This is a genomic window from Spiroplasma sp. DGKH1 (assembly GCF_040940205.1).
Classification (GTDB): Bacteria; Bacillota_I; Bacilli_A; order Mycoplasmatales; family Mycoplasmataceae; genus Spiroplasma.
The window spans coordinates 15,346-29,091 of sequence record NZ_JASTWG010000008.1 but is presented as its reverse complement, the minus strand read 5'-3'; the positions used below and the strand labels follow the sequence as shown (position 1 = coordinate 29,091).

10 protein-coding genes are annotated in these 13,746 nt (G+C 25.2%); all 10 read left to right on the top strand.

Features of this window, described 5'->3' with window-relative positions:
• The first annotated feature begins 29 nt into the window (after positions 1 to 29).
• Positions 30 to 4,397 carry an ABC transporter permease gene (locus tag QPK10_RS06170; RefSeq protein ID WP_368487131.1) on the top strand — a complete coding sequence of 1,456 codons (4,368 nt, stop codon included), beginning with the start codon at positions 30 to 32 and terminating at the stop codon, positions 4,395 to 4,397.
• A gap of 157 nt (positions 4,398 to 4,554) precedes the next feature.
• Complete coding sequence (locus QPK10_RS06165) at positions 4,555 to 5,088, top strand: hypothetical protein (RefSeq protein ID WP_368487130.1); 534 nt, start codon at positions 4,555 to 4,557, stop codon at positions 5,086 to 5,088.
• A gap of 155 nt (positions 5,089 to 5,243) precedes the next feature.
• Positions 5,244 to 5,711, top strand: coding sequence for a nuclear transport factor 2 family protein (locus QPK10_RS06160; RefSeq protein ID WP_368487129.1), 468 nt, complete (start codon positions 5,244 to 5,246; stop codon positions 5,709 to 5,711).
• 48 nt (positions 5,712 to 5,759) lie between these two features.
• Complete coding sequence (locus tag QPK10_RS06155; protein WP_368487128.1) at positions 5,760 to 6,134, top strand: ASCH domain-containing protein; 375 nt, start codon at positions 5,760 to 5,762, stop codon at positions 6,132 to 6,134.
• 242 nt (positions 6,135 to 6,376) lie between these two features.
• Positions 6,377 to 6,820, top strand: a complete 444-nt coding sequence (locus QPK10_RS06150) for a hypothetical protein (RefSeq protein WP_368487127.1) — start codon at positions 6,377 to 6,379, stop codon at positions 6,818 to 6,820.
• Positions 6,821 to 7,092: 272 nt separating this feature from the next.
• Positions 7,093 to 7,530, top strand: a complete 438-nt coding sequence (locus QPK10_RS06145) for a hypothetical protein (protein ID WP_368487126.1) — start codon at positions 7,093 to 7,095, stop codon at positions 7,528 to 7,530.
• 97 nt (positions 7,531 to 7,627) lie between these two features.
• Positions 7,628 to 8,320 carry a hypothetical protein gene (locus QPK10_RS06140; RefSeq protein ID WP_368487125.1) on the top strand — a complete coding sequence of 231 codons (693 nt, stop codon included), beginning with the start codon at positions 7,628 to 7,630 and terminating at the stop codon, positions 8,318 to 8,320.
• A gap of 952 nt (positions 8,321 to 9,272) precedes the next feature.
• Positions 9,273 to 10,313, top strand: a complete 1,041-nt coding sequence (locus tag QPK10_RS06135) for a DNA adenine methylase (protein ID WP_368487124.1) — start codon at positions 9,273 to 9,275, stop codon at positions 10,311 to 10,313.
• Positions 10,314 to 12,185, top strand: a complete 1,872-nt coding sequence (locus QPK10_RS06130; RefSeq protein ID WP_368487123.1) for an ATP-binding protein — start codon at positions 10,314 to 10,316, stop codon at positions 12,183 to 12,185.
• The gene (locus tag QPK10_RS06125; RefSeq protein WP_368487122.1) at positions 12,178 to 13,743 is read left to right on the top strand and encodes a Z1 domain-containing protein; all 1,566 of its coding nucleotides are present in this window, start codon (positions 12,178 to 12,180) and stop codon (positions 13,741 to 13,743) included. Before QPK10_RS06130 ends, QPK10_RS06125 begins: the two co-directional genes overlap by 8 nt.
• Positions 13,744 to 13,746: the final 3 nt, after the last annotated feature.

Below are 13,746 nucleotides of genomic sequence, written 5' to 3'. Positions count from 1 at the left end.
TAATAATTTTTTTGTTGTTAAGGTACAAGATGCTGTTATTAATTAAGCAGGCATTAAAAAGTAGTTTAAAAGATAAAATTCAACTGATAATATTAATTATTTTAGTAGCATTATCTTTAATTTTATTTGTTTCTTCCTATACCATTAATCAACGGTTAAATTCAGCATATAACTATATGGGTAATGGTGAATTTAATTATGATTATTCTTTTCGTTATAATTCACTAGTTAATTATCAAAATACCCAGAGTATTACGCCCTGGAGTTCTTTTACAGATGAAAAAATTGAAGTCTATAAAAAGAATCCGGACCAAAGTTATCGCTTAGAATACAGTTTGCCAACAATTTCAATTGGTGCGCAGCCAGATGATGTGCTCCAAGCTTTAAAAGCTGAATATTTTACAATTAGTACTGATGGTAATTATACAGTATCTTTTGCGCCTGGTTATTCAATGGTTAATATTTATAGTTTAAATAATATTAACCTAACAAGTAAACACTTTCAAAATTCGTTAGTTGGTAAATTAGTTAATAAAATTAGCATAGCAACTTATGATAATTTAAAACAAAAATATCAAACGGATTTAGATAATTATTTTAAAATCTTACAACAAGCACCTACTTCGTTCAATATTTTACAGTTAATGCAGATTTATGCCAAAACTAACAGTACGACTGATCTCAACCAAATTGTTAATTATCTAAATGATGATAACGGGACCAAATGAAGTCAGCAAATTTATTTAGATAAAACAAATAATCAAATTCCAAGTAATAAGCAAGGTGATCCTAATTATTTATTTACTAATAAAATGGGCGGGATGTTAGGGTTACTGGTGTATGATAATAATCGTACAAATAATAATCAAACATATAGTTATCTTTTTGAATCTGAGCTTGGAACTAGTTTGGATAGCTTAAGTAATCCTCGTAATTTTGCTAGTTACCAAGTGGGAAATTTATATGCTTATGATTCGTCAGCAAAGTTCTTTCGGATTATTGATTTATTTAATACCTATAGCCAAATTTTAGGGGATGTGAATAACTTTAACATTTTCAATCGCCATGAGTATTACGCGTGGGATTATCAAAAGAATTTAAAATATAAAATTATTAACTGGGAAGATTTATTTGCTAATAATCAAATGCGATTATTTGAAACCTATCAACGCGATCCCACTTGAAACCAACCAGGTAATAATGTTTATGTTGTTGTTTCACCAAGTTACCAACGGCTTTATAATGTTAAAGTCGGGGATGCTATTAGTCTTGGAGATGACCAAACTCGTTCATTATATGTTGGTGCTATTGGTGGGGATGTTGGCAATATTTATCCAACCATTTATGATACTGATACCATCCCTAATCAGCAAACCGAAGCAATCATTTATTTAAATCCGGTTGCTTATAGTCAAACTTTAACCAAATATTTTATTGGGGATAGTATTAAAGAAAACTCAACCGCTTTTTTACAATCGTATGGGGTTGATAAACAAACTGATTTACAAAATTTTAAATATTATTTAAATGATGATTTTTTACATTTAAACCAAAATAATTATGCCCAAATTAAAAGTAACCACGAAACAGCAGCCATTACTAATCGGAACACGATGTTGGGGACAGTCATCAATATTTACCAGTTAATAAATTATGGGTTAATAATTTTCTTTTATGCAATTTTAGTGTTATCCTTGGTTTTTATTATGAAAAAAATTATTAACAAAAGGAGAGTTGAAAACGGAATTTTAAAAGCAAATGGATTTAGTATTTATCAAATTGCCACATCTTATCTTTCATATGGAATAATAATTTCTCTGATTGGTGGTCTAGTGGGATGAGGATTAGGACTAGTAATGCAAATTCCAATTATGAATGTTTTTAATAAGTTCTTTATTTTACCAGTTAATTTTACTATTAGTGGGTGATCATTTTTATACAATATTATTATTGCCCTGGGATTAACAATTTTTATTATTTTGTTGATGGGGATCATCCAGTTAAAAGATAACCCATTAAAATTAATCCAACCAAATAGTAATTTAAATTCTGAGAATAAGTTGACTCATTTACTAAAACGTATTCATTTTAAAAAATTTACTAATCGGTTTAAAGTAATTTTATTAAGTGTCTCATTAAAAAACATTGGGTTATTATTTATTGTTCTATTACTAGCAACGATTGGGTTAACCGGCGCTATTATTATTCCAACTTCTTTAAAACAAGTAAGTCAAGATTATTATAAAAATCTTGATTATAATAATGAAACTAATTACAACGGGATTATTGGGAATAATCCTCTAACGCGTTACCAATTATATAATTGAACAGGTCCTGATAGTGCTGAGAGTGCCGACCCAACTTACCCAATTCGGAATAATAGTGTTTTTCCTAACTATATTAAAGAATATTTATATGATAAAGATGGGAATACATTAGATGAAAATGGTAATATTGTCCCGATTGGAAGTGCTAAAAAATATTGATTAGATATTTGAAACTTGCCTCCGGCGGCCATTAAATATTATGAAGATGATTTACGAAATGCAGTTTTATATAATTTTGCAACAGCCCGGGGTGCAGCTTTATCATTAGGAATTTTTAAAGCATTATCCGACCATTACTTAGATGATGATTTAAATTACACGATTTCCACGTTATTATGTACAGTTGTCCCAACTGCTTTCGGGAAAGAACCAATTCCCTTTGATAATACAAAACCATATGAAAGTTGGCGCTATTGTTTTTCGGTGGCAACCGAAAGTATTTTGCCCCCGGACATTAAACAAATTTGAAATGGGAATGAAGAACGTCAACGTGAATTTGCCTTTATCTTTGGAACCCAGGCTTATCAAGTAACCCAAGATGATTTATTTACAAGATACCGTTCGCAGTTTAATAACTTTAGTGTTGATACTTATGGTATTAGTGCCGATAATAAAACAATTTTAATGAAAAATAAATTACGTAATGATTTATTTAACAATGATCGTAATAGTTTACCTCCAACAATTCCGGTGGTGGTCAATAGTATTGCCCAAAAAAAATATGGTTGACAACCAGATGATCAAATTACAACAACTGTTGAAGTTCCAACTTTGCAATTTTATAATTCCCGCACAAAAAGTTATCAAACCATTGGCAGCGAAAATAATAGTAGTAGTTCCTACTGATTCTATAATGCGAGTGGAGATTTCCATGATACAAGTAATCTAATTGATTTACAAAAAGAAAACCTTGATTTATCAAAATTGACTATTAATAATGATAGTAATTCCTTTCCAGTTCAATTTGGTTATCAAGAAGATAACAAAATTAGGCCGTATTATCAATTATCTAATGTTGAACTATTAATTCCCACTTCGGAAGTAGATGCTAGTGACTGGAATATGAATTTAACTAGTGATACATCTGGTGTTAGTTTACCAAAATTATTTGAAACTAATCCGACAAATCCTCAACAAAAGGTAGTCGATAAAGTAAATTATGATGATGGGAACGGCTTAAAAGAGTATTATGTGATTAAACCATATAATACTGATTATGATTATATTATTAATGACCCGTTATCATCTTTCCAAACTTTTCCTAATAATTGATACCATGTGGCAATGAGTAGCGATATTTTACATACTACAAATCCATTTTTAAAAGTTAATAATGTCCGCAAAGAAGTGCATTACCAAATCGTGGGAGTTCAAGAATCATATGATCGTCCTCGCATCTTCTTAGACCAAACCTATGCCAACCAAATTATGGGTTATAATTTAGTGAATGACCAGCAAACTAATACTAAAGCATGGTTTAATGGGCAGTATAGTAAAGATTATGAACCATATACCCAAACAACAGTTTATAATGTTGTGAGTCCCAATGGTGATTTCTTATTAAGCAATTTCTTTACTGGAAAATTTACCACCGCGGTTAATAGTAGCCTTAGTGATTATATTGGAATCAAAAAAGACATCATTATTAAATTAGCTAATATTTCCATTATTTTATCGACCTTATTTGTTTGCCTAATGATTATTGCCGCAGTTATTGTTGTCTTTATCATTACTGAAGCATTTTTAACAACCTATCTAAAATTTATTGCTGTATTAAAAACAATGGGTTATCGGAAACGAGAGATTAATAGTATGACCTTAGGAATCTTTACCCCATTTGTGTTCATAGCTTGGTTAATTGGCGTTTTTGGAACCTGGTTTATAATTAAAGCAATTGTAATGACTAGTTTAGATGTGGCAAACATTGTAATACCGTTAAACTTACCTTGAATCTTAATTCCAATTACTTTTGTATTAATTGGCATTATTTATGGTATTGCCTATGGGATTTTAATTCAAAAAATTAATCACAGTAGTATTCAAGAACAAATTAATCTCATGGAAAGCTAACTAATTAATAACATTCCTAATAAAAGTTATCTTTATTATCATTATTTTTACCTAAATTAAAATAAATTGATTATAATTAAAAGGATAACTTTTTAATTTGAAAAACTATTTTTGATCATAATTTAATTAACATTATTGATAGAAAGGACTTATTAATATGCGCATTATTCCTCATGAACTATATCAATATGCTCCTGATCTTTCCTTAACTGCCTTAAGAAAAGAATTTGGAATGCATGATTATTGTTTGAATGTAAACCCGCATAATAAAGCAATGCAACCATTTTTAGATTTAAAGAGAAACTATTTTAATTTATTAATGCATCACTGAGTTATTGAAATGCGCAACCGGGGTCATTATGTTAACACTTTTCATACTTTTTATGCTGAAAATAATAGTTTTCAAGTAGTAAAAACTGATTTCTTTTTAATTTTAGAATGCTGTGTCCAATGAGATTTAAAAGAGTTTTTACCTTATAACACAACTTTGACTTGGTATGAAATAAGTTTAAAATTCTTAAAAGAATCAGAGGTTAACCTTCATGATTTTACCAAAGAAAAATACCAACATTTATTAGAATGATATAAAAATAAGTTTATGAATTTTAATCAAAGTGGAAAGTTAAAACCAAAACAATTAAATATGGAAGAAGTAATTAAATATTTTATAGAATATTTAATAGATAAATAATTTTGATAAATCATTTTCAACAAATACAAATTTTATTGGAAGGAATAGTATTTTAGAGAAAATTATGGAATAATTAACTCAACAGTTTGAAAAAAAATATTTTTATTAAACTACCCGCCAATTAATTTAATCAAAATCAGAAAAGGATGCCCAAGATGACTAAACAAGAAATAATGAATAAATTCTATACTGCATTTGCTAATGCTGACTGAAAAACGATGAATGATTTATATGATAGAAATGTTGTTTTTAATGACGAAATTTTTACTGACTTAAATTATGAATATGTAACTGCCATGTGAGAATCTTTAATTTCAAATAAAGAAAATAACAAAATGAAAGTTAAATATGAATTAAAAGAAGAAAATGATGATGTATATGTGGTATGAACAGCATCATATTTATTTGGACCTAAAAGACGACAAGTTATCAACATTGTTACAAGTAATATGGAAATTAAAAATGATAAGATCATTAAACACAATGATAGTTTTAATTTTAAAAAATGAGCTAGCCAAGCGTTAGGAATGCCAGGTAAATTATTTGGTAATGCTTTGCAGAAAAAAGTAAGCAAAAAAGCGCTGGAAAATTTGACTAATTACATTAAAAATCATATTAAATAAGTTATATAATGATTAATATTTGATAAAAAGTGGAGGGGAGGATATAGAATGTCGAAAGCTATTTTATTATCAATTCATCCAGAATTTGTTGAAAAAATTTTATCCGGAGAAAAAGAATATGAATTTCGTAAAGTTATCACTAAGCATAAACCCACTAAAATGATCATATATTCTACATCTCCAATTTCAAAAGTAGTTGCCGAAGCTGAAATTGAAGAGATTATTATTGATAAACCAGAAGTCGTATGAAATAAAACCAAAAAATCTTCTGGCATTGCAATTGAATTTTTCTTTGAATATTACGATAATAAAGAACTAGCCATTGCTTATAAATTAAAAAATGTTAATAAATATGTTGTACCTAAAGAATTAAAAGAATTCGGTATTTCAACTCCTCCCCAGTCTTTTCAATATTTAGATTAACTTTTCTATACATCTAAAAAATACTAATTTTAATTATAAAGCTTTTATTAATAATGAATAAATGTACTTAGTGATATTTGAAATCGAACTATTATTAAATAAAATATTAAGAAATAAATGTTATAAAATAATAAAAATATAGAAAAAACTTGTAAGTTTAAACGCCTTGAACTATAATGTAGGTAGTTCATAGAATGAACTATAGGTCATTTATTAATATTAGAAAGTTGAGAAAAAAAGATATGAAAAAACTAATTCAATTAATTTTTAGTTCGATTATTTTAGCAGCTGGAATTATTTCAATAATTTTATTTGCTCAATTGTATATTAAAAATGATATTGTACCTCCAACTGGAAATTATAATTTTAATAATGTTACCGATGCTTATACTGGAGTCGCCGTGCTGATGGGAATAGTTACCGGTTGTGGTCTTTTAATGCTAATCACCAATTTAGTTTTTATTAAAGGAAATATGTGAGTTGGAATTAACTCAATTGGTGCTTTAGTAATTGGTGCAGTAATCATGGGATTATCAGCTTATTATGTATCATGAACAAAAAACCCAGACTTAAGTGTTTCAGGAACAACATTACGTTCAGTAATGATTTTACCAATGCTATTTACAGGTCTTGTTTTTGTTCCTTGTTGTATTGGATATGTCTTAGCTTTTAAAGAAGATTATTAATAAGAATATTAAGAATGAGTATTTCTTTATTTATTGTTTAAATAAAGAAATCCTTTTTTTTGATGAATAAAAGCCCCTATAAACTTTTTTGAAAATTGTAATAAAATAATTTTTGATAATTATAAATAAATATTGATACTATTTGGTTTTTTAGCTAATCTAATTAAAAGAGATTAATTTGCAACTTTAAAATAACTAACTTATAATTAAGATAGTTCATATATTGAACTATAGGTCATTTATTCATAATTAGAAAGTTGAGAAAAAAAGATATGAAAAAACTAATTCAATTAATTTTTAGTTCGATTATTTTAGCAGCTGGAATTATTTCAATAATTTTATTTGCTCAGTTATATATTAAAAATGATATTGTTCCACCAATTGGAAACTATAACTTTGATAATGTAACAGATGCCTACACCGGAGTTGCTGTTCTAATGGGGATTGCTGCTGGTTGTGGAATCTTAATGTTAATTACTAATTTAATTTTCTTAAAAGGAAATATGTGAGTTGGAATTAATGCCTTAGGAGCATTAGCAATTGGTGCAGTAGTAATGGGTCTATCAGCTTATTATGTATCATGAACAAAAAACCCAGACTTAAGTGTTTCAGGAACAACATTACGTTCAGTAATGATCTTACCAATGCTATTTTCAGGAATTATTTTTGTTCCAAGTTGTATTGGATATGTCTTAGCATTTAAAGATTAATTTAAGAAGATTATAAAACAATAAGTATTATTTTATTTTAATTTTAAAATAAAATAATACTTTTAATTTTGTTAATTAAGACTATATAGATGAATTAATGCAGCCTGATGATGAATTTTTAGAAAATGGGGTTAAAGTATCTTTTAAAAAGCTAGTACCAGAAGAAGCTTCTTATAAACAAGATAATTTACCACTTCCGAATTATTTTAAAATTGTAGCTGTAAGGAGAGAAAATCGGAAAGATATTAATGGGCAGTGCATTGATAAGGACGGAAGACCAGCCATTCTTTTGGAAGAATATAGTAACCAATCATTAATTTGAAGTGGTACTTCCAAAGATAAGGGACACCTTGATGCGCTTACTAAACAAATGTCGACTAAATTTGAGACTTATTTTTATTTATGAAATATTGAAATCGTTGAAAACAAATTTATTAAACCACAATACAATGTTGATGGAAACCCTCAGATTATAGATATTAGTGAAATTAAAATGTTGAAAAAATTACTTGATTTAAATTTTGAAAAAAATAATATTCTTGAAAAAGCATATAATATAATTACTGAAAAATTAGATCCTTATTTAGAAGAAAAAGATCCAAAAATAGTGGACATTATTAATTCTACAAATGATATGAATGCTTATTTCGAAAAATATTTTAGCCTTGAACCTGCTTGTATAGAGTCAGAACAAACAAGTTCAAACGATCAAGACAGTTTTAATGTTGATGAACTACTTAGTCTATCACTTGCCGAAAAAAAATCGCAAAAGAATTTGCTCGTTAATTAAAAATTATCAGTATTTTTGGTTTAAATATTTTGTTAGTTAAAAAAATAACAAAAGTAGTAACTTATTAGTGTATTATAAATTATGAACTAAAAATAGATTTAAGGTTTTTTAGAAATGATATTTAAATTAGTTCTCATCTAAATAATCCTATTTCATTAATTTAAAAAGATTATAAAAATAAGAATTCTTTATTTAATTTTAAAATAAAGAATCCTTTTAATTTCTCTGAATAATAGGCTCTTAATTTTCCATTAATCATTTAGTACCAAGATAAAAGATTGGCGAGCAATATAATGGTAGGCAACTAGATAAATCCCCGTTAGGAAAACTCTCGTTGTTACAATGATTAGCAAGGAACTTTAAACCGGAATCTTTGTTAGTAATAAAATATGTGAAGTTTAAAATAATATGAGGAGTATAGCTTTTACGGCATAAAAACTTATTGTAGATAATAACTGTTATTTAATGTAATATCTTGTCATTTTATTAAGAAAACTACTTTAAATTAATAAAAATTATGTAATAATATATTTGAATAGGTAAATTTTTTTAATGTTAGGAAAAAATATTATGAATGGGGAATATCAATGAGATTTAGGTTTAGTTAATGAATTAACAAAAATAAATTATTAAACCATAACTGTAAAATTTAATTTTACTAGAATTATTAAATGTTTTAAGAACAATACAATTACTTAGTATATAAATTTTAAAATCTAAATTGTTTTTTTATTACCTAAATAATTTAATCTAATGTTATAAATTTTATCTATTTAGGGATATTATTTTTAATTTTAGTGTCATTATTCATTAAAAATGTTTAAAATAAGGTAATATTAAAAGTAAGTTTAAAAATAAATAAGATATTTTATTAATTTAACATGTCTTTATTTGTTAAAATAATTAATAGGTAATATTATAAAACAAATAGAAATAGTAAAGGTGATTGGGAGTGAACTATATTGGTTCAAAGTTAGGCTTATTAGATTTTTTATTTGATAATATTAATTTAATTATTGATGAAAAATTAAAATGTAAAAATAATAAAATATTTTGTGATTTATTTGCTGGTATGGGGAATGTATCATTTAAATTTTATAAGGAAGGATGGAATGTTATATCAAATGATGTTCAAGAGTATAGCAAAGTAATTTTAAATAAAATGAATTTTGAAAAGGATGTAGATCTTTTAAAAATGCAAAATCTTATTGAAAAAAAATTAAATAATTTTTCAAAAAAAGGTTTTTTTTATAAAAATTATTCAGATGCTAGTTTATCTAAAAGGCTTTATTTTACAGAAGAGAATGCAAAAATTATTGATGGAGCAAGGTTTTTGATTGAAAAATTTTATTTAAATTCTATAATTAATGAAATTGAGAAGTTTTATTTATTAAATTGTTTATTACAAGCCATGAATAAAGTTAGCAATGTTGTTGCTGTACATGAAGCTTTTTTGAAATCTTTTAAAGAAAGTGCTAAAAAAAGAATTAATATAAAATTAATTGATGGAGTCAATTCTAAAAATAAGTTGGCAAAAAATGTAATTTATAATGAGGATTCATTAAAGTTAATTAAAAAAATTAAAGGTGATATTTTATATTTAGATCCTCCTTATAATTCAAGGCAATACTCAACAAATTATCACTTATATGAAACTTTAGTAAAATATGATTTTCCTCAGATAAATGAGAATTCAATTACTGGAATTAGAAAGGATGTTTTTAAGTCTACATTTAATAAAAAACATGAGGTATTGAATTCTTTAGAAACTATTATTAAAAATGCAAATTTTAAATATATATTTATTAGTTACAATACTGATGGCATTTTAAACAAAGATATTATATTAAATTTATTAAAAAAATACGGTGATGCAGGTGTTATTGAATTAGAACATAAAAGATTCAAGGCAAAATTTAAAACTTATAATGAGACAAAATTATACGAATTATTATTTTGACTAAAACTAAGTGAGAGTTTGGAGATTATATAAATGAAAACAATAGAAGATAAATATGAATATAAAAAAACTATAGATTTATTATCTGCAAGGCAAAAGAATACTAAAGATTATGTTATGTTAGGAGAATATATTGATAATTCAATTTCTAGTTGAATTGGTAACAAAAAAGAAAATCCTAATATGAAAGTAAAGGGCTTAGAAATAAATATATGCATAATTGGTCATGGAGAAAAACGAGAACTACATATTATAGATAATGCGTATGGTCTTACAAAAGAGGAAATGTCTTATGCCATAAAACATGGTAAAGAAGATAAAATAAATTTAAAGAATAATACTAATTTGAATCATCATGGTGTTGGTTTGAAAAATGCATCATTTTGAGCTGGTAATAAAATAGAGTTTTTTTCTAAATCATTTGATTCTAAAGAATCAGTAGAGTGAATTTTTGACATTGATATGGCTGATAACAATGATGAAGGAAGAGTTGATTATACTGTTCAAAATTCTAATCATCAAATAAAATTATTGAGAACTAACGATATTTTAGAAAATGGGACAGAAATTATTATTTCTAAAATACATGGTACTAAAAAATATAATTGAACTTCAAAAAAATATGAAGAAATTTTAAAGTCATTAGGTTGAAAATATTCGCATTATATTAAAGAGGGATTAAAAATATTTATTAGTTCTAATGGGAAAAAATGAGATTTAATTTCATCATTTTCAATAACATGTGAAAATTTAAAATATTTTTGAGATAAAAATTATGAAGATTTTGTTACTGCTACTAAACCAAAAGAAGAAAAAGAAAATCAATTTATTAGTGCAATTAAGAATATACCCATTAATAAAACAATAAGTACTAAATTTCAAGAAGAAATTAAAGCAAAATTTTTGGATTCTTTTAAAAAAGGAGAAGAACTTAAGTGACATCAAAAAGTCAAATTACGTGAGGGAGTATTTGTTGATGGGTGAGTAGGAATAAATAATAGTGAAAGCAGCAGTTTTATTAAAGAGCAAGGAATTTCTATATTTGAAATGAATAGGGCTTTATGATATGGACCCAATGATTTTGCAGACAAGCATTCTTCACAAAATTATGTGGCAACATTAAAAACCGAGTATGGTAGTTCTGGCCAAATTGATATTCGTATTGTTGGAGAATTTAATTTTGATGAAGCTGTTAAACACGAGTTGGTCTTTTTAGAAGATAATAAGAAGGGTTTTGACTGAATATCTGAAAAGGCTGAAGAAAATTTTAACAATTTTTTAATTGAATGAAAAGAATCAGTAAAATTATATGTTAAAGAGTGGATCAATTTTATTTCTAAAAATAAAAAATGAAAGATTTCTTTAGGGAAAAATACAGAAGAAAATTTAGCAAAAGTTTTTTCAAATGATACTAATTTTGTTTATAGACCAAAAACAGACAAAATTTATAACGAATTTTTAAACACTACTAATGATGCAGAATTTTTTATTTATGATGTTCAATTTAACAATGTAAAAGAAATGACTATTATGCTAATTAATATAACTAAACCAAATGAAGATATTGATTTTTTTACTTATGAATCGTCAGAAGAGCCTGATATTGATTATATAATTAGATTAAATATTCAGCATACTATTTGAGAAAGAATATTTAGACTTTTAGATTCAAAAGAAAATATTATTGATGAAATGATTATTGCTCTCCATAAATTGGCGTTTGTATTATTAATTTTTTCAATTTTTATTGAGGGTAAAGAAAACAATACTCTTAAAACTCTTTCAAATACATATAATAATTTAATTGATATAGTAAATAACTATAATAAAAGTTTTTTGATTGATCGTTTGGCAAACATAATATTTATTCGAAAATATAATTTAGAGGAAGAAGAAGATGACTAAAAAAATTAAAGAAATTCAAGGTTTTATTGATAATAAAACAATATATAATTTAGATGTAGGATTAAATAATTATTTTATAAATAATTTTTATAATAAAATTATTGAAGATATTAATAATAATAAATATGATAGAAAATATTTTTCTCAATTACAGAATAATCTTAATAGGATAAACGTTGAACTCAAAGATTATAAACACGAGTCTGCAATTATTGTAGGTGAAGTACAATCTGGAAAAACAAATAATATAATTGGTGCGGTTTGCCAAGCTATGGATCTAAATTATGATCTTATTATTTTGTTAGGTGGAACTAATAATAATTTATTAGAGCAGTTTAAAGCAAGAATGTATAATACTTTTGAAAATAGGAAATCATATTTTAAATTAGAGACTTCTCATTCAGAAATAGAATTTTCTAATCATATGAAAAATAATGAGAGAGTTATAATTTTATCTTTAAAAGAAGATGATAATTTAGAAAAGATTTATAGAGAAATAGAATTTAGTGAGGATTTATTAAAAAATAAAAAAATTTTATTAATTGATGATGAATGCGATTATGCTACTGTTGGAAAATATAAAAAGAGTCCGAATATTAATAATGAAAGTAACCATAAATATTTTAAAAGAAATTATATTTTAAAATGAACTAAAATTTATGAATTAATTAATAATATTTTAATTAAGTCTTCTGGAAAGTATTTAGGTATAACTGCCACTCCGTATGCAAATATTATTGCAAAACATAATAATTTTCTTTGACCAAGAAAAATATTAAAATTAGAATCAAGTGAAAATTATACAGGAATAGATTTTTTTAAAAAAAATAGTTATTGTTATAAAATAATAGAAAAAAAGGATATTCAATCTGCAGTTAAATATTTTTTGGTAGTATCATCAATATTAAAATATATTAAATATAAATTTAATAATTTTCAAATGTTAATTAATTGTGATAGCAAAAATAGTGGGCAAGAATCTATAAAAAGTTCTGTAACTAATTTGATTAATCATCTTAATAAAATTATGAATATTAAAATTTTTAAAACAATAATTGATGAAGTTATTGAAGATGGTGCTTTTTTAAAAACACTTGTCATAAATTGTAATATTCAAGAGCTATATGATATTGCAAAAAAAAATTTAGCAGACATGTTTGAAAATATAGATATTTGGAATCAAAATTATGAAAATAAAATTAAAGAAAGCAATTTGCAAATTATTATAGGTTCGACATTAATATCAAGAGGTTACACTTTTCCTAATTTATTAGTAGAAGTAATAACTTTATCAAGACAGCAAAAACAACCTATTGATACTCTTTTACAAAGAGCAAGATGATTTGGATATCGAAAAGACAACAATTTTTATAAATTTATGAAAATTTTTATGACACAACAAGTATATAAAAATTATGAAGAAGCATATTTTGTTAATTATAATCTATATAATAATATACTTTCAGAATATGTTATTGAAAATTCAATAAATATTATTGAAAAAATTAAAGATTATGCAAAAACATATAAAACAATAAAGTTAACAGATAAGGAATAGAAA